This window comes from Novosphingobium sp. THN1 (genome assembly GCF_003454795.1).
Taxonomy (GTDB): domain Bacteria; phylum Pseudomonadota; class Alphaproteobacteria; order Sphingomonadales; family Sphingomonadaceae; genus Novosphingobium.
The window spans coordinates 848,311-865,371 of record NZ_CP028348.1; the positions used below are offsets into that span (position 1 = coordinate 848,311).

The 17,061-nt window shown below is 63.4% G+C and carries 21 protein-coding genes and 1 pseudogene; 5 read left to right on the forward strand and 17 right to left on the reverse strand.

Annotation, left to right across the window (positions count from 1 at the left end; genetic code table 11):
* Positions 1 to 23: 23 nt before the first annotated feature.
* A complete protein-coding gene (locus tag C7W88_RS20870; protein WP_118075398.1) occupies positions 24 to 791 on the forward strand; it encodes an SDR family NAD(P)-dependent oxidoreductase in 768 nt (255 codons plus the stop codon).
* Between the two features lie 26 nt (positions 792 to 817).
* Positions 818 to 1,177 carry a steroid Delta-isomerase gene (locus C7W88_RS20875; protein ID WP_240345000.1) on the forward strand — a complete coding sequence of 120 codons (360 nt, stop codon included), beginning with the start codon at positions 818 to 820 and terminating at the stop codon, positions 1,175 to 1,177.
* Between the two features lie 9 nt (positions 1,178 to 1,186).
* Here the strand turns inward: C7W88_RS20875 and C7W88_RS20880 are convergent, their stop codons facing one another.
* Complete coding sequence (locus C7W88_RS20880) at positions 1,187 to 1,726, reverse strand: flavin reductase family protein (RefSeq protein ID WP_240345001.1); 540 nt, start codon at positions 1,724 to 1,726, stop codon at positions 1,187 to 1,189.
* Between the two features lie 106 nt (positions 1,727 to 1,832).
* Here C7W88_RS20880 and C7W88_RS20885 point away from each other — a divergent pair, with 106 nt between their 5' ends.
* Positions 1,833 to 2,603, forward strand: a complete 771-nt coding sequence (locus tag C7W88_RS20885; RefSeq protein ID WP_118075402.1) for an SDR family NAD(P)-dependent oxidoreductase — start codon at positions 1,833 to 1,835, stop codon at positions 2,601 to 2,603.
* A 47-nt stretch (positions 2,604 to 2,650) separates the two neighbouring features.
* On the opposite strand, the gene C7W88_RS20890 is transcribed toward C7W88_RS20885, so the two are convergent.
* The 5 genes from C7W88_RS20890 to C7W88_RS20905 all read right to left on the reverse strand — a co-directional run bounded on the left by C7W88_RS20890 (position 2,651) and on the right by C7W88_RS20905 (position 5,399).
* Positions 2,651 to 3,313, reverse strand: a complete 663-nt coding sequence (locus tag C7W88_RS20890; RefSeq protein WP_118075404.1) for a TetR/AcrR family transcriptional regulator — start codon at positions 3,311 to 3,313, stop codon at positions 2,651 to 2,653.
* Positions 3,314 to 3,374: 61 nt separating this feature from the next.
* Positions 3,375 to 4,064 (reverse strand): hypothetical protein, encoded by a 690-nt coding sequence (locus C7W88_RS20895; RefSeq protein ID WP_240345002.1) that lies wholly within the window; start codon positions 4,062 to 4,064, stop codon positions 3,375 to 3,377.
* Positions 4,013 to 4,225, reverse strand: a complete 213-nt coding sequence (locus C7W88_RS24140) for a hypothetical protein (RefSeq protein WP_240345003.1) — start codon at positions 4,223 to 4,225, stop codon at positions 4,013 to 4,015. The genes C7W88_RS20895 and C7W88_RS24140 overlap by 52 nt, the downstream gene beginning before the upstream one ends.
* A 35-nt stretch (positions 4,226 to 4,260) precedes the next feature.
* Complete coding sequence (locus tag C7W88_RS20900; RefSeq protein WP_118075406.1) at positions 4,261 to 4,884, reverse strand: hypothetical protein; 624 nt, start codon at positions 4,882 to 4,884, stop codon at positions 4,261 to 4,263.
* Complete coding sequence (locus C7W88_RS20905) at positions 4,860 to 5,399, reverse strand: hypothetical protein (protein WP_162896283.1); 540 nt, start codon at positions 5,397 to 5,399, stop codon at positions 4,860 to 4,862. Before C7W88_RS20905 ends, C7W88_RS20900 begins: the two co-directional genes overlap by 25 nt.
* Before the next feature lie 401 nt (positions 5,400 to 5,800).
* Between C7W88_RS20905 and C7W88_RS20910 the strand changes: the two genes are divergently transcribed.
* Entirely contained in the window at positions 5,801 to 8,365 is a 2,565-nt protein-coding gene (locus C7W88_RS20910) for a TonB-dependent receptor (protein WP_240345004.1), read from the forward strand.
* A gap of 20 nt (positions 8,366 to 8,385) precedes the next feature.
* Positions 8,386 to 9,236: pseudogene (locus C7W88_RS20915) on the forward strand (SDR family NAD(P)-dependent oxidoreductase).
* Here the strand turns inward: C7W88_RS20915 and C7W88_RS20920 are convergent.
* The 11 genes from C7W88_RS20920 to C7W88_RS20965 form a co-directional block, all read right to left on the reverse strand.
* Positions 9,221 to 9,637, reverse strand: a complete 417-nt coding sequence (locus tag C7W88_RS20920) for a hypothetical protein (RefSeq protein WP_118075412.1) — start codon at positions 9,635 to 9,637, stop codon at positions 9,221 to 9,223. The pseudogene C7W88_RS20915 and the gene C7W88_RS20920 overlap by 16 nt on opposite strands.
* 69 nt (positions 9,638 to 9,706) lie before the next feature.
* A complete protein-coding gene (locus C7W88_RS20925) occupies positions 9,707 to 10,180 on the reverse strand; it encodes a nuclear transport factor 2 family protein (protein ID WP_240345005.1) in 474 nt (157 codons plus the stop codon).
* 5 nt (positions 10,181 to 10,185) lie between these two features.
* Positions 10,186 to 10,719 carry a nuclear transport factor 2 family protein gene (locus tag C7W88_RS20930; protein WP_118075414.1) on the reverse strand — a complete coding sequence of 178 codons (534 nt, stop codon included), beginning with the start codon at positions 10,717 to 10,719 and terminating at the stop codon, positions 10,186 to 10,188.
* Positions 10,720 to 10,726: 7 nt separating this feature from the next.
* Positions 10,727 to 11,257: an SRPBCC domain-containing protein gene (locus C7W88_RS20935; RefSeq protein ID WP_118075416.1), complete on the reverse strand. Its 531-nt coding sequence runs from the start codon at positions 11,255 to 11,257 to the stop codon at positions 10,727 to 10,729.
* 14 nt (positions 11,258 to 11,271) lie between these two features.
* On the reverse strand, positions 11,272 to 12,042 hold the full coding sequence (locus tag C7W88_RS20940; protein WP_118075417.1) for an SDR family oxidoreductase: 771 nt from the start codon (positions 12,040 to 12,042) through the stop codon (positions 11,272 to 11,274).
* Between the two features lie 61 nt (positions 12,043 to 12,103).
* Positions 12,104 to 13,141: a 4-hydroxy-2-oxovalerate aldolase gene (gene dmpG / locus C7W88_RS20945; protein ID WP_118075997.1), complete on the reverse strand. Its 1,038-nt coding sequence runs from the start codon at positions 13,139 to 13,141 to the stop codon at positions 12,104 to 12,106.
* Positions 13,142 to 13,154: 13 nt separating this feature from the next.
* On the reverse strand, positions 13,155 to 14,096 hold the full coding sequence (locus tag C7W88_RS20950; RefSeq protein WP_118075419.1) for an acetaldehyde dehydrogenase (acetylating): 942 nt from the start codon (positions 14,094 to 14,096) through the stop codon (positions 13,155 to 13,157).
* Positions 14,097 to 14,106: 10 nt separating this feature from the next.
* A complete protein-coding gene (locus tag C7W88_RS20955; protein ID WP_118075421.1) occupies positions 14,107 to 14,901 on the reverse strand; it encodes a fumarylacetoacetate hydrolase family protein in 795 nt (264 codons plus the stop codon).
* Entirely contained in the window at positions 14,888 to 15,718 is an 831-nt protein-coding gene (locus tag C7W88_RS20960) for an alpha/beta fold hydrolase (RefSeq protein ID WP_118075423.1), read from the reverse strand. Before C7W88_RS20960 ends, C7W88_RS20955 begins: the two co-directional genes overlap by 14 nt.
* 12 nt (positions 15,719 to 15,730) lie before the next feature.
* Entirely contained in the window at positions 15,731 to 16,156 is a 426-nt protein-coding gene (locus tag C7W88_RS24145) for a hypothetical protein (RefSeq protein WP_240345144.1), read from the reverse strand.
* Positions 16,078 to 16,941 (reverse strand): acyl-CoA dehydrogenase family protein, encoded by an 864-nt coding sequence (locus tag C7W88_RS20965; protein WP_240345006.1) that lies wholly within the window; start codon positions 16,939 to 16,941, stop codon positions 16,078 to 16,080. Before C7W88_RS20965 ends, C7W88_RS24145 begins: the two co-directional genes overlap by 79 nt.
* Between the last annotated feature and the right edge of the window lie 120 nt (positions 16,942 to 17,061).

Here is a 17,061-nt window from a genome sequence, read left to right on the forward strand (position 1 = left end):
GCGCAGAGATAACGGAGAGAGCAATGCAGCGATTTGTCGGCAAGGTTGCAATTGTCACCGGAGCGGGATCGGGCATCGGCCGCGCCGCAGCAATCCGCTTTGCGCAGGAGGGCGCGCGAGTATTCTGCGCGGATCTCAATCTTGCGGCGGCGCAGGCAGTCGTGGCTGAGATCGGTGAAAGCGCAAGCGCGGTAAAGGTCGACGTGGCCGACCATGCCAGCAACGTTGCGATGGTGGCGCAGGTCCTGGCCGAGGCCGGCCGGCTGGATTTCGCCTTCCTCAACGCCGGACTCTACGGTGCTGCCGAAGGCCTCGACACGGTTGACGAAGCGCTGTTCGACAAGCTGGTCTCGGTAAATCTAAAAGGCGCGTTCAACGGCATCAAGGCGGTGCAACCGGTGATCGAGCAGGGTGGCGCGGTCGTGGTCACGGCTTCGGCAGCGGGAGTCGTCGGCCATCCGGCGAACCCGGCTTACAGTGCTGCCAAGCATGGCGTGGTAGGGCTGGTGAAGTCCTGCATCGATGCCTTTGCGGCGCGGGGCGCGCGGATCAACGCGCTGTGTCCCGGCGGTGTCGAGACGCCGCTGATCGGCGCGCCCGATGTTGCGATCGTCGGTGGCCAGGAGCTTCCGCGCGTGCCCTTGCGCGGCATGGGACGCGCGCAGCATGTTGCCGAAGTGGCGCTGTGGTTGTGCAGCCCGGCCTCGGGCTTCATCACCGGGCAGGCGCAAGTGCTGGACGCAGGACTGCTTTCGACCTTTGCACCAGTGATGCTGCCCGTAGGTCCCTGATGGGCGCGGATGCCGCACAGGCAAGGATGAAGGCAGCACTGCAGGCCTACGTCGACCTGATCAATGCCGGCGATGCAGATGGGGTGACTGCGCTGTTTGCGCCCGATGCGGTAATCGAGGATCCGATCGGGTCGGAACCTCGCAGCGGGCCTGCCATCGCCGCATGGTTCGCTGATACAGTTGCCTACCAGACGCGGATCACGCCGGTGGCACCCCATCGCGGATCCCACGCTGACGAGGCGCTGTTGATCTTCGACGTGGAGTTCACGCCGCCGGGCGGCCAGCGCCTGCGCATCCGCTCGGCCGATGCCTGCCGTTTCGACGAAGAAGGCAGGATCATAAGCCTGCGGGCATTCTGGGGGCCGGACGACATCCAGCCCGCGTGATGGGTGGCTTCAGCCCAGCGGGGCCGGGCGGTAGAGTGCACCGTTGGCCCAGCCGACGATCTCTTCGCCCGCAGTCGTGATCAGATCGTCGACTTCGCCGAGCAGAAGATCATGCGTGCCGTAGCTGATTTGTTCGCGGATCGTGCAGAAAATCGCAGCGGGGGCGCCTTCGATGTACCACACGCCGTGGTGCACGGCATGGACATGTTGCCGCCAGTCGTCCTGCGTAAAGCGTGCCGCGCGGGCGGCGGGATCGGCAAAGGGTGCCATGTGACCATCCTGCCGGCTGTGCAGCAGGTTGATGCAGAAGCGGCCGGCACGCATCATCGCCGCGTGTGCGCTGCCGGAACGGTTGACGCAGATGGCCATGGATGGCGGGTCAAGACAGACGGGCATGAGCGCGGACATGGCGAGGCCGACCGGCTCACCGCTGTCCGTATCGAAGCTGGTGACGATGCCGACGGGCGCGGGCATGATCCGCAGGACGCTCTTCAATCTTGCATCGAGCGGTGAGGTGTCGTGCGGTGCGGCCGCGACAGCATCTGTCACAGATAGTCCCCTTTCTGCGCGGAATCAGAGATTATTCTGCTTCCGCATTGTTATTTGCGCTGTTGCATAGCAAGATGTCTACGCAAAGCCAAAAGGAAGGTGAGCAATGCAGGGCAGGATCCAGGATCGCGCGATTATCGTTGTTGGCGCCGGTACCGGTATTGGCGCAGCCACGGTCCAACGCCTCTGCGCCGAAGGTGCGCGAGTTTGCGTGGCCGACCTGAACTTGGCAGCGGCGCAGGCCGTCGCAGACCGCATGGTCGATGCCGGACACGAAGCCCACGCCATCGAGGTGGACATAACCGACGAGGCTGCGGTGCAGGCGTGCTTTGCCAAAGCAATCGCCCGGCTCGGGCGACTGGATGGAGCGCACATCAACGCTGCAGACCTCAAGACGATCTTTTCGGACTCGGATGCGCTGGCGCTTGAACTGGAAACGTTCGACCGGACCATTGCAGTGAACCTGCGCGGGCACCTGCTCGCCACCCGCGCCGCCTTGCCGCATTTGCTGGAAAGCGGGCGCGGCGCCATTGTCTATACGAGTTCGGATGCGTCGGGGGCGGGGGAGCCGGAGCGCCCCTCCTATGCAGCGTCGAAGGCCGGCCTAAATGCGCTGATGCGCCATGTCGCAAGCAAGTGGGGGAAGCAGGGGCTTACCGCCAACTGCGTCGCTCCCGGCTTCGTGATGACGCCCGAGATGATTGCGGGCGGGGCCGTTCCCCCGGACTGGATCGACCATTGCATCGCTGCAACCCGCAGCACGCGCCTGGGGCAGGTGGAGGACGTTGCGGCGATGGTCGCCCTGCTGCTGTCCGAAGACGGCCGGTGGATCAACGGGCAGGTGATCCATGTGAACGGCGGCGCCATGCTGACCTGAGCCTTCGGATGGGGCTGCAGGTCCTGCCTGGACTGCCCAAATCGCGATCAGGCGATGCTGTCGAAATAGCTTTCGATCACTGCATCGGGCATGCCGATCCCGCGCAGGCAGAACCACGTTGCCTGCCGGACAAGCTCGTCACCCTCGATGCCGTATGGTCGCGCAGCCTTGGGCAAGCCCCCTATCGCCGCCAGCATGGTGCCGACGTGCTCGATGAACATGGCTGAGGCTGGCACGTCGAGCGCTTCGCCAACGAGGCCACCCTCGGCCCGCGCAGAGGCATATGCAGCTTCCATGGTGGCGGCGTTGCGCCTTTGCGAACGACGGTAGATCAGGCTGGCGTAAGAGCCATCTCCGGCAAGGCTCGCCAGCATCATGCGGTGCGTGTCGTCGCGCGCAGGCTCTTCCGCATCGGTGGCGCAAGCCGTGATGAAGGTGTGGATCGCGGCGGCAAGTCCCATCGGTCCTTCGCCATGCACGCCCTGTTCGCGCCAGCGCTCGTCCTGCTCAAGGAACACCTGACGCAGAACCGCGCGGTAGAGAGCGAGCTTGCTGGGGAAATGGCGGAACACCAGCGCTTCGGAGACCTTGGCCTCGCGCGCGATCTGCAGCGTCTTGGCCCCGTCGTAGCCATGCTGTGAGAAGACCCGCCGCGCGGCAGCAACGATCTGGCCTCGGCGCTGCACGGCCGGAATTCGGGTCTTCGTCATGATTGCTCACTTACTTGGGCGGTGGAGTGAGTCAATCGCGCAGAACCAACCGTGGACCGGGCTAATGCAGGTCGGGCTTCATCAGCGCCGAGGCTGGGACGCGTTCTGCCCAGAAAGCGCCTTCGAGGTCGGTATCGACATCGACCGCGCCGCGCACGCCGAGGACTTCGCGCGCCTCCGCCAGCGGCAGATGGAAGCACGGCTCGAGCTTCTTCATGAACAATGCGTCGCTGGCCTTGCCGACTACCATGCCGCGTTGGATCGCATCGGTGCAGGTGTTCCATACTTGCGGATAATGCAGCATCGTCCGCACGGTGTAGCGCAACGATCCGAAGATCTGGATCAGGCTCAGCTCGGCCGCCAGCTCCGGATTGCGGATGTGCTTGAACACGTTGGTCAGGCGGTACCAGTAGGGGACGAGCTCACCCATGAAATTGAACCCGCCGCCGCACAGGATGTGTTCAAAATCGTGCGTCTGGCCGGAGCGGAGGTTGTAGAACTCCAGCTGGCTTTTCGGTTCGCGCCACGGGGTAATCTGGATCTCGTAGTTTCCTTCGGTGATCCACTGATAGAATATCCCGCCAAGCGAGCCTGGTGCATACTGTGCGAAGTCCTCAATCGCGTATGTCGAGAAGAAACCCTCGGAGAGCCAGGCATCGAGCTCGGGATTGATCTGCCGCTCCGCCGTGAACATCTCCTCTATGGCATCGTGATCGCGCAGTTCCTCGAGGATCGGCAGGAACTCGTACATCTCGGCAGGGGCGGCAGGTCCGGCCCGTTGCGGCGCAGCAGGATCATTGCCAGCCAATCGCGCAGGCGCGGGTTGTTGAGATACTTAGACGACGACACGAGCACGCTCGATGGCGTTTCGACCGGCATGATGCCGCGGGCGAGATAGGGCATGTCTGGCATTGGTTCTGGTCCGATGCTTATCTGTTGCGGAGCGATCAGGCGGCGAAGTGTTCCTCGGGCTCGGGCGGGAAGATCGTCGGCTGGCCGGGATCATAGATCCGGGTGAGCAGGCCGATGAAGGAGGGATCGGTCAGCGGATCGGTGGGCATCCGGAACGCTTCGCCACGCTTGCGCAGGTCCGAGATGATGATGTCGAAGATCATCTCGTGGCTAAGGTCGTCGGTATGGTCGAGCGCGCGCTTCATTTCGGCCATGTCCATGTAGATGTCGGCGCCCCAGTGAACGAGGAAGCGGAATTCGTCCTCGGGAATCTTCTGTATCACCTTGCCATCTGTTGTGATCTGCCAGCCGGTGGGGTCTTCGGGATCGGCCGACATGAGGGAGTTGATGGCAAGCCCTTCAGGACGCCGCAGGGCGGCGGGACCGTTGGACTGCGCAGTGTGATACATCTTCTCGTTTTCGACCACGACGGCGCGGCCCCACATCGGCGCATGGATCTGCTGCGGCGGTTGCTGCGGTCCTTCGGGCCAATATGTGAAGCCGCCACCGGTCCTGCCCCTGTAGTACCAGGCGATGACCTGTGCCTTTTTGGCGCGCCAGCGTTCGAACAGGCTGGACTTGACCATGGTGTTCATCAGCCAGATCGGCGTGTTGTGCATCGACGCGCCGCGGAAGCGCGTGGCATCGACATGCGGGTTGCCGCCGCCCGAGCATGGCCCTGAATGTTGAACAGCATGTTTTCTGGCGTCGCGTATCGCGCGCCCCAGTAATCCCGCACGAGGGCAAGGAAGTGGCTGTTGAAGAAGCAGTCCTCGATCTCGGAATAAAATGCGGTTCCTGCGGTGCCGAAATAGCCGCGAAACACCGGTGACAGGAACATGTCCCAAGTCGGCTTGAAACCTTCCGGGACCGCACCAGACGTCGTGGCGACGACTTCCTCGGGCGATTTGAAATGCTGCGCAAGAATCAATGACCACGGCCCATTGCTGCGCACGATCTCCAGCATTCGCGCATGCTGGTCTGGAGAATAGGCATTTTCGATGACACGCGGCGCGGCGACAGGCCTGAAAACGCTGTCGGTTGACATGGGCATCTCTCCAATATGAGCGAGCGAACGCCAGAGACGATCGTTTAAAGTGTGTGTGGACTGACTGATCGCATCTAGATCGGTCAACACGATTTCCGGGGTACTGCTGGCCGACAGGGTAGGCGGATCTGGCTGTTTTTGGCTTTGTTTTCAATTGAACATCGATTCTTGCGCGCACCGTATGAGGTGAAACCGATCGATAAGGCATATACCTATCGCGCAGAGCAGCGGCGGTCAATTATCTGCCGACAATGCTACGCAACATTCGTATGATTTACGCTCTTGCGGTTATTTTGCGTAGTTGATACGCTTCTTCAGCAAACAAAAGAGAATCTGGGATGAGGGGCCTGCAGTCGCCTTTGCAAGAGGCAGGCGTGCGCACTTGGGGTGCGTGCAGCACTTCTCTCATTCCAGCTATGCTTGGCGTTCTGCCGGACGCCTTGCAGGTTTGGTCTTGGAGGGAGAGGACAATGTCTGAAAAAAGCCGCATGCGTTCCGATGTAGGTCGCCGCTTCACAACCGCACTGCTGGCGGGTGCATCACTTTGCTGCGCTGCCTTGCCGCAAATCGCGAATGCTGCAGATAATGCTGCAGACGAGCAGGCTACCGATGGTGTCGCTCCCAACAACATGGAAATCATCGTTACGGCCAACCGCCGCGAAGAGCGCGCGCAGGACGTGCCGATCTCGATCACCGCAATCAGTGCCGAGAGCATCCGCGAACGCGGCTTGACACAGCTGCAGGACCTGCAGGCTTCGGTCCCCTCGCTGGTGGTGGGGCCGAACGGCCAGGCTTCGCGTGACGTGATGTCGCCATCGATCCGTGGCCAGAGCGCGTCTTTCCAGGGTTCACCTGCCGTCGTCGTCTACATGAACGAAGTGCCACTGGTATCTGCCATTACGCTTTCCGGACAGGGCGGGCCGGGCAGCTTCGTCGATCTGCAGAACGTGCAGGTGCTGGCCGGCGCGCAGGGCACGCTGTTCGGCCGCAATACCACCGGCGGCGCCATACTGCTGACCCCGGCCAAGCCGACCGACAAGCTGGAAGGCTATGTCCAGGCAGGCTTCGGCAATTACAGCATGGTCGAAACCGAAGCCGTGCTGAACCTGCCGATCTCGGACAAGGTCCGCCTGCGCATTGTCGGTGCATCACGCGATCGTGACGGTTTCACGCGGGACGTGAACTGGAACAAGGATCGCGACGACCAGCACTGGCGGATGGGCCGCGTCGGGCTGTGGATCGAGCCGGTCGAGGGCGTGACCAACTATACGCTGGGCTACTATGGCAAGTCGCACAGCAACGGCACCGGTTCGATCGCCAAGAACTTCAACACCAACTACTTCGTCGGTCTGGCAACGCGGCCCATCCCGGTCGCTCCGGGCGTATCCCTGCCGCTGGGCGCGATTGCGCCGACGTTCAATTTTTGCGGTGCGGGCACCGGCCCTGCCAACTGCAGCTTCTATACCAACCTGCTCAACCAGCAGAATGCACGAGGCATCCGCCAGACGGCGCACGGGCTCGACAGTTTTGCCAAGCTGGAATCGTGGGGCATCAACAACACCACCGACATCGAACTTTCGAGCACACTGAAGCTGCGCAACATCTTCAGCTATGCAGAGCTGAAGTCCTACTACGCCAACGATCAGGACGGCACCATCGCCCCAGTCTATGACACCGGCACCACGGTCGAAAGCCGCACTGCGCCGCGCGACTGGTACAAGCAGGTGACCGAGGAACTGCAACTGCAAGGCACCGGCCTTAACGACAAGCTGACCTACACCGTGGGCGGCTTCTACTACAAGCAGAGCCCGCGCGGGACGATGGAATCCTATTCGATCAACGTCTGCGGCTTGCAGACGATAGCCGGTTGCCCGATCGGCCAGAGCCAGATTCGCGTGACCAACGAATCCAAGGCGCTCTATGCGCAAGGCTCGCTGGATTTCGGCGCGTTCTCACCATCGCTTGACCGGCTGCGGCTGACGGCAGGCTATCGCTATACCTGGGACACCGTGGAGGGCTCCACGACATCGTTCAGCTACGTGCCGCTGCCGGGCGGGGCGAAGTTCGTCACGGCCTGCTCGTGGAAGTCGAATCCGAACCCGACGCAGCCCATCGCCGATCCGCTCAATACCTGCCTGTTCGGCGCAAAGCTGAAAAGCTCGTCGCCCAACTGGACCATCGGGCTCGACTATCGCCCGAATGACAACATCATGGTCTATGGCAAGGTCACGCGCGGCTACAAGGCGGGCGGCTTCAACAGCTATGCCGTGTTCGAGAACACCCGCACCTTTGGGCCTGAGACCGTTACTGACTACGAAGCAGGCTTCAAGACCGACTTCAACGCCGGTGGCATGCGCGGGCGGTTCAACGTCAACGGCTTCTGGCTGGACTACAAGAACATCCAGCGCGCGGCCGGTGACTTCAACCGCGCAACCGGCGGCAACGGCGCGATCACGCTGAACAACGCTTCGGCCGAGATCAAGGGCGTCGAAGTGGAGGCGATGATCCAGCCGACGCAGAACATCGAACTGGGCGGCAACTACAGCCACCTCAACGCCAAGTACAAGTCGTTCAAGTTCGATTCGAGCTCGGGCGTGTGGGACTGCACCGCGCAGTCGATCACCTCGCCCAAGGTCTTTGCCGGGGCCGACATGACCTGCCGTCCGCTGCAGTACCTGTCGCCCAACATCCTGTCGGTCTACGGCCGGTTCTCGCTGCCTGTTTCGGAAGATGTCGGCAATTTCAGCCTGTTCCTCAGCTACAACTGGACCGACAAGCAGCCGACCGCGCCGTTCTCGACCGAGCGCTTCCCCGATGGCACGATCAACGAGCCGGGCGTATTGCTTCCGAGCTACGGCCTGCTCAACGCCACACTGGACTGGAAGGGCGTGATGGGCGCGCCGGTGGACCTCAGCCTGTTCGCCACGAACATCACCAAGAAGAACTACATCATCTCTAACACCGGCATCTTTCAGACGATCGGAGCGCAGAGCGTGATCTACGGTGAGCCGCGCATGTTCGGCCTGCGACTGCGCTACAGCTTCGGCAACTGACGAGTGAAGGAGATGGCGGCGTGACGGGAAGACTTTCTGGGCGCGCCGCCGTCATCACCGGCGGTGCCGATGGCATCGGTGAGGGAGTTGCCCGCCGCTTCGCCAGGGAAGGGGCGGGCGTCGTCGTGGCGGACTACGATGCCGAGCGCGGGCCAGCGGTGGTAGACCAGCTTTGCGCAGGCGGGGCGCAGGCGGTGTTCATCAAGTGCGACGTTTCCTCTCGCAACGATGTTTTCGCGGCGGTGGACCTATGCGCCGAGCGGTTCGGGGCCGTCGATATCCTCGTCAACAACGCCTATCGCGGCGAGGGTCCGGTGCGGATCGAGCGCAAGACCGACGAGCGCTTCGATGATGCGCTGAAGATGTGCCTCTACGCCACGAAGTGGGCGATGGAGCGGGCGCTGCCGCACATGAAGGCGCGGGCTGGGGCCGGGTGATCAACATGGCCTCGCTGAACGGCGTCAACGCCCACATGGGCAGCGCAGACTACAACGTCGCCAAGGAGGCGGTGCGGGCCTATTCACGCACGGCCGCGCGGGAATGGGCGCCCTATGGCATCTGCGTCAACGTGATCTGCCCGGCAGCGGTCTCGGCCGCCTATCGTCGTTTCGCGGAAATGGCGCCTGACGTGGTGAAGGCGACTGCCGCCGCCAACCCGATGGGCCGCATGGGCGATCCCGAGGCGGACATCGGCGGCGTCGCGCTATTCCTCGCCAGCGAGGACGCGCGGTACCTGACCGGCAATACCCTGTTCGTAGACGGTGGCGGCCATATCAATGGCGTGCCGTGGGTGCCGGATTTCGGGACGAGTAACGGGTTGCGCTTTTTGTGGTCAGCTACCTTTGCCTGCAGGGTTCAGAAAGGCGACTGATCGCATTTCATCGTTGTCTGACTGTGACCGACCTTGCGCGGCGGCAAGTGCCTGACGGCCCACTCACTGCCGCTCTCGATTTCCCGGAAAGTGGCATGGCACGCCAATGTGTCTGGCGCTGTTTCACCCATGGTCGATCTGGGTCCACCGTCCCGAAAAAGTGTAAACGTACACTCAAGGCCGCTGGCCGCGCTTCGGCAGGCGAGATCCCGTATGTGCAAGTTCTCGGTCGATCCATTATCCGAGCCGACATTATACCAGAGCGACCCAAGCCAGTTGCCATTGCCAATCATGGCGTTGACCTGAAGGTCATGCCAGATCGCCTGGCGCAATTGGCCTGCAAGCTGCTCGTCCAGCTGTGACAGCGGGGTTGAAACCAGGAAAGCGAGAAAGGCGAACATCTTTTGACAGTATCCTGTTGGAAGGCGGCTTTGCAAGGAAACCGCGCATTCGCTCCCGCTGCACAAGTCTCAGTCGGCGCCACTCCAGATGATTGCGGCGTCTCCGCTGTTGGTCTGCCACAGGGCATCGCGGCGGGTTATGCGCCAACCTTGGGGGCCGAGGGTCCAGCGGTCGATGTATTCGCCGTTCGTGTCGAACACCGGACCGCCCGTGTCACCAGGGCGCTGGTGGCGGGCCTGGACATAGGCGCGGCTGGTGGCGGTCAAGCTGCCGGGCGCAACGTCGACCGTGATGCTGCCGATCAGGTGCTGGCTTGGCCCGCAGACATCGAGGAAGCGGCGCATGTTGGCTTCAAGCGCCGCCAACCCGGAGTGTTCGCCGAGGCCGTAGTCGAAGGTGAGGTCGGCGGCGAAAACTTCTGCCAGGGCGTGCCATTGCTTTGTGTCCAGCACGCGAGCGAAGCGCGCGAGGCCTTCACGGATCGCGCGATCGGCTTGAAGCTCGGCGATGGTCTCCTGGAGGGTGGCAGGTTCTTTGCGCAAACCGGTTATTCGTCCCAGTGGATCAGGTGGCTTATGTCGGTGCGCTCGTGCGGTTTGCGCCCGGTGGTGGCGAGGCGCTGGACGCTGGGGTTGCCTTTCATCTCGCTGAACTTGCGCAAGACTTCGATCACGCGGTCGTAGTAAGTGGATTCAATCTTCCACACCCCACCTTCGCGGCGATAGGCGTCGGTGTAGATCGCGGTGCCGAAGGTGTGGGCGTCCTTCTCGAGATCGATGAACACGTCCTGCAGGTACCACAAGCCGGTGGCGCTGTTGTCGCCAGTCACGCTGATCTCGGGCATGATGCCGATGTGCATGGCCAGTGCGCCCGAATGGAACGAGTTTGACAGGAACTCGACCATCGCCTCGCGCCCCTTGAGCGAGACCTTGTAGGTGCCGCCGTTGTAGGTGCAGGCGACGTCTGCCGTGAACAGCGCCGGCAGGGCGGCGAAATCGCCGGTGTCGATGGCGCGGAAGTAGCGGTGCTTGAGCACCTTGATCTCTTCCATGTCGGAGAGCTGCTGGAGCGTGTAGGGCATTGCGGGATCAGGCTTTCTGTTCTTGCGCGTAGAGCAATTCGGCGCGGGCCTTGAGAGCGCGGGCGCTGTCGTCGAAGGCGCGCTTTACCCATGGTCCGGCAAAGCGGAAGACGTGGATGCCGTTGTTCCCCAAGAACGCGTCCGTCGAGAAATAGCGGCATGAAGCATCGCCGGTCGGTTCGATTACCTGATCGCGGCGGGCGGGGTAGGGCCAGAAGTCTGAGTGGACCATTTCCCACGAGATCATGCGCTCGGGCTCGAACGCGCAGATGTATTCGCAGTTGGGCACGAGCGTGCCGGGCACCGCATAGTTGACCAGCGTCATGTCCACCGCCGCGCCCATTTCGAGCGTGGAGACCGCGCGCACGCAGAACGGGTTCCATTCGGCGTAACGCGGCATGTCGGTCAGCACGGCCCAGACCACGCGGGCCGGGGCGGCGATCTCTACCGTCTCGCTGACGGTCACGGCATCGGGATCGAAGCCCGAGACCGCATCGTCTGCAAGGGTAGGGTGGCTCTTCATCCAGTCGAGCAGCATCTCAGTGCCCTTCCTTATGCCGCGACCCAATCGCCGCCGTTTACGTCGAGCATCGCGCCGGTCACTTCCGAAGCATAGTCCGAGAGCAGGAAGTAGACCGCCTTGGCGCAATCGGCATCGGGCGGGATGTGGCCGACCGGGATCTCGCTCGCGCGCTGGGTGCGGAAGGCTTCGGCGCCTTCGCCAAGGCCCTCGATGAAGCCTTCCAGCGGTGCGCCCATCATCCAGCCCATCAGCGTGGTGTTGACGCGCACGCCGGTGCCGCCAAACTCGACTGCGAGATGGCGGGTCATGTGATTGAGCGCGCCCTTGGCCATGCCATAGCCGCCTTCGCCGGGCATCGGCTTGCGGGTGCAGAGGGTGGAGATGTTGACGATGGAGCCAGCGCCCTGCGCCTTCATCGTGGGAAAGACGGCCATGGCCATGCGCAGCGCGCCTGCCGCGCCGACATCGAACGCTTGCAGCACCTGGTCGATGTCATGCTCGATCAGCGGGCCCCAATCAGGGTGATAGTAGGCCGAATTGACCAGACCATCTATGCGGCCCCACTGGTCGAGCGCGGCCTTGGCTGCGGCCTGGCACTGATCCATCTGCGTCACGTCGAGCGGCACCGCGATGGCTTCGCCACCTGCCGCGACGATCTCGTGCGCCACTTCCTCGATCGCCTGCTTCGAGCGCGCGGTGACGACGACCTTGGCGCCTTCCTTTGCCGCACCCCGGCACGCGGCCTGGCCCATGCCGGGCCCTGCGCCGGTGATGATGACGACCTTGTCCTTGAGGATCATGGCATTTTCTCCCGGGGGTTGGGCGGGGGCCTTATCGCCCTCTCGCCGTTTGTTTTTCAGGTCAGGCTTGCGCTTTCAGCATGTCCAGCGCGACGTCGACGATCATGTCTTCCTGCCCGCCGACCATCTTGCGGCGGCCGAGTTCGACGAGGATCGCGCGGGTATCGAGGCCGTAGGTCTCGGCGGCCTTCTCGGCATGGCGCAGGAAGCTGGAGTAGACCCCGGCATAGCCCAATGCCAACGTCTCGCGGTCGACGCGGACCGGGCGGTCCTGCAGCGGGCGCACGAGATCTTCGGCGGCGTCCATCAGCATCATCACGTCGCAGCCGTGGTTCCAGCCCTTGCGGTCAGCCGCGGCGATGAAGACTTCGAGCGGGGCATTGCCCGCGCCCGCGCCCATGCCGGTGAGCGAAGCGTCGATGCGCACCGCGCCACACTGCGCGGCGACGATCGAGTTGGCGACGCCGAGGCCGAGGTTGTGGTGGGCGTGCATGCCGCGCTCGGTTTCGGGCTTCAGCACGCGGTCATAGGCTTCAAAGCGCGTGCGCACGCCGTCCATGTCGAGCGCGCCGCCGCTGTCCGTCACATAGACGCACTGTGCGCCGTAGCTTTCCATCAGGAGCGCCTGCTGGGCGAGGGCGTCGGGCTCGATCATGTGGCTCATCATCAGGAAGCCCGAGACGTCCATGCCAAGATCGCGGGCGATGCCGATGTGCTGCTTCGATACGTCAGCCTCGGTGCAGTGCGTGGCGACGCGGACCGAGCGGACGCCGATGTCATAGGCGCGGCGCAGTTCCTCGACGGTGCCCACGCCGGGCAGGATCAGCGTGGTCAGCACGCACTTGTCGAGCACGTCGGCCACGGCTTCCAGCCATTCCCAATCGGTGTGCGCGCCGAAGCCGTAGTTGAAGCTGGCGCCGGAAAGGCCGTCACCATGGGCGACCTCGATGGCATCGACGCCCGACTTCTCGATGGCCGCGGCAATCGCGCGGACGTGGTCGATGCCGTACATGTGGCGCACGGCGTGCATGCCGTCACGCAGGGTCACGTCCTGGATGTAGAGCTTGTCGCCGCGTTCGACGTTGAAGGTTGCAGTCATCGTCCGGTCTCCTTCAGGCAGCAGCAGCGGCCATGCGGCGCGCGGCGAGCAGTTCACCGGTGGCCTTGGCGGCGGCGGTCATGATGTCGAGGTTGCCGGAATAGCTGGGCAGATAGTCGCCCGCGCCTTCGACTTCGAGCATAATCATCGACTTGATGCCGGTAAAATCGCCCTGGCCGGGGATCTTCAGCCTGTTGTTGTCACCGAAACGCTCGAACTGGACTTCCTGCTTGAGGCGGTAGCCGGGGACGTACTTCTGCACTTCGGCTACCATGTCTGCCACCGAACGGCGGATAGCGTCCTCGTCACCGCCCTCGGACAGGGTGAACACGGTATCGCGCATGATCATCGGCGGCTCGGCGGGGTTGAGGATGATGATCGCCTTGCCCTTGGTCGCGCCGCCGACCTGCTCGATGGCGCGGGCGGTGGTGCGGGTGAACTCGTCGATGTTGGCGCGGGTGCCGGGGCCGGCCGAGCGCGAGGAGACCGAGGCGACGATCTCGGCATAGTGGAGCTTTTCAGACACGCGGGCAACGGCGGCGACCATCGGGATCGTTGCCTGACCGCCGCAGGTCACCATGTTGACGTTGGGCTGATCGAGGTGCTGGCCCATGTTGACCGGCGGCACGGTGAACGGACCGATTGCGGCGGGGGTAAGGTCGACAACCTGAATGCCGTCGGCGCGCAGGGCCTCGTCGTGGACCTTGTGGGCGTAGGCGCTGGTCGCATCGAAGGCGATGCCGATGTCCTTGTAGAGCGGATGCTTGCGCAGGCCATCGAGGCCTTCGTGCGTCGTGGCGATGCCATGCTCGCGCGCCATGGCAAGGCCCTCCGACTTCTCGTCGATGCCGACGACGATAGCCAGCTCCATGTTCTGCGGGTACTTGATCATCTTCATCATCAGGTCGGTGCCGATATTGCCCGAGCCGATGATCGCGGCCTTCACGCGTGCCATGGAGTGTTCCTCAAACGAAGTTGGCGACGCAGGTGCCGAGCGGCCCTGCATCGTTGCTGAGCGTCATTTCGAAGCGGTCGCCCTTCACGGCGGGCGCGAGCGGGACGAGCGAACCTGACAAGATCACGTCGCCCGCATCGAGCGTCACGCCATAGGCGCCGAGGGTGTTGGCGAGCCAGGCCACCGCCTGCGCCGGATCGCCCTGCACGGCATGGCCATAGCCTTCGGACAGGGGCGCGCCGTTCTTGGTGACGGCGACGTGGAGGTTCGGCAGGTCAAACCCTGCGGGATCGAGACGTTCCTTGCCGATCACGTAGACGCCGCAGGAGGCGTTGTCGGAGACGGTGTCGACGATCTTGATCTTCCAGTCGTCGATGCGGCTGTCGACGATCTCGAAGCAGGGTGCGATGCTCTCGGTCGCGGCGAGAACGTCGGCGGCGGTGATGCCGGGGCCGTTGAGGCTGCTCTTGAGGATGAACGCGATCTCGGCCTCGGCGCGCGGGGCGATGAGCGCCTTGGCGTCGACGTCGATATCGCCTTCGACATGCATCCAGTCGGTCAAGAAACCGAAGTCTGGCTGGTGCACGCCGAGCATGTCCTGCACGGCTTTGCTGGTCACGCCGATCTTCTTGCCGACGACCTTCTCGCCATCGGCGACGCGGCGCGACAGGAAATCGAGGTTGATTGCATAGGCGTCATCGATCGTCAGCGAGGGGTCCTGCTCGATAAGCGGGGCGATGGTCTTGCGGGCGCGCAGTGCGTCGTAAAGCGCTGCGCCATAGTGCTGGATCTTATCGACGGGCATTGAGGAACTCGATGGCATAGGCGTTGAATTCGGCGGCGCGTTCGACCTGCACCCAATGGCCGGTACGCCCGAAGGTAATGGCGCGGACATCGGGGCAGTGATCGAGGAACAGGCGCGAGTGCGCTTCCGGGCAGAACTCGTCGTTGAGGCCCCACAGCACGAAGACCGGCTGGGTGATCTCGGGCAGGCGTGGCGAAAGGTCGGGCGTGCGCATCCGCACGAGCACGTCCTTGGGCTGGGTGCGGGCGACGGCGAAACGCTCTTCCACCAATGCGTCGGGAATGTTCGGCGCAAAATCAGGGTGGACGAGGTTCGAGACGAGGCGCTTCTGTTCGGCCAGGTCGAAGTCCGGACCGCCGAAGCTGGAGACCATCTTGGTGATGCCGGGCATGACGAAGTAGGCCTCGCGCTCGGCCACGCAGCCGGGCGCCATCAGCACGAGGTTGCGGGTAAAACCGGGGTGGTCGAGCGTCATCGACAGGGCAATGCCGCCACCGAGCGAATTGCCAACGAGGCTCGCGCTGGTCACGCCATGCGCGACGAGTGCCTCGTAGACCGTGTCGGTGAACAGCTGCAGCGTGTAGTCGAGTCCTTCCGGCTTCGACGAGCCGCCGTAGCCGATCAGGTCGGGCAGGATCACACGATAGCCGGCATCGACAAAGGCATCGATGTTCTGGCGGAAGTTGGATGCGCCCGATGCGCCGGGGCCGCTGCCGTGCAGGAAGACGACCGCAGGCGCGGAAGGATCGCCCGCTTCGGCAATGACGATGTCGTAGCCACCGGTAACGCAGTGGCTGGCGGTCTTGAGATCAGCCATGGGCGCGCTCGCTCAAAGGAAGGTGAAGGAAGGTTCGCGGCCGAGCATGCCGCCGACGAGATCGGCAGTGCGGTTGGCCGGATCGTTGGCGACGTGGGCGCGGCCTGCGTGGAGATCGAGCCACGGCTGCAGGATCGGGCTCGACATGTAGATCGCCCTGCCGCCGAGCAGCTTGACCATGTCATCGACCAGATCTGCCATGCGCCGCACCACGCTCGCCGAATTGTAGGCGTAGAACGTGCGCTTCTCCATCGGGATGGACTCGCCGCGCTCGGCATGGGCCATGAGGTCCTCGAAGGTGAGGCGCAGGGTCTGCTCCATCTCGGTGACCTCGGCGTGGGCGCGGGCGATGGCCGCGTTCATGAAGGGATCGTCCTTTGATGCCTTGCCGGTATTGGTCGAGACGCGGCTCTGCGCGATCTCGACAGCGGCGTTGATTGCCGCGCGCGCGCCGCCGAAGGCCGCGGTCGAGACCGAGCGCATGAACACCTGCGCCCAGGGCAGGGTGTAGAGCGGGCCGGGTTGGTCTCTTGCCCCGGATTGGCGCAGAGGAAGCCGTCGATCGAGCGGTGCGTGCGGTGTTCGGGCACGAACACGTCGTCGACGATCACGTCATGGCTGCCGGTGCCCTGGAGGCCGAAGACATGCCAGGTGTCAGTATCGATGGTATAGTCCGCACGCGGCAGCAGGAATGCGCGCATGTCCGGCGCGCCGCCTGCCTCGCGCGGCGGGACCATCGCGCCCAGTACGACCCACTGGCAGTGGACCGATCCGGTGGAGAAGCTCCAGCGGCCCGACAGGCGATAGCCACCCTCGACCGGGGTGACCTTGCCAACGGGCTGGTAGGACGACGAGACCAGCGTCGAGCTATCCTCGCCCCAGACTTCGGCCTGCGCCTCTTCGTGGAACAGCGCGATTTCGTAAGGATGGCAGCCGACCACGCCGTACATCCAGCCGGTGGACATGCAGCCTTCGGCAAGCGCCCTCTGCACGTCGTAGAACACGTTGGGGTGCATTTCGTAGCCGCCCCAGCGCTTGGGCTGGAGGATGCGGAAGAAACCGGCTTCGTGGAATTCGGCAATGGATTTTGCCGGAACGTCGCGCCCGGCGACGCATTCAGCCGCGCGTTGGCGCAAGGCGGGGATCATGGCCCTTGCCCGGGCGACGAGCTCTTCGCCCGACGGGATCGAGCTTTCGAGCGAAATTGCAGCTGCGCTGGCCATGAGCGGCCTCTCCTCCGGTACGACTTTCGACTCACGCAATGCTTGACGTGGCAATGCATTCGTAAAAAGATATCGCAACAGATACGCAAATCGTCAATCAAAAAGCATATCAGCTTTTGA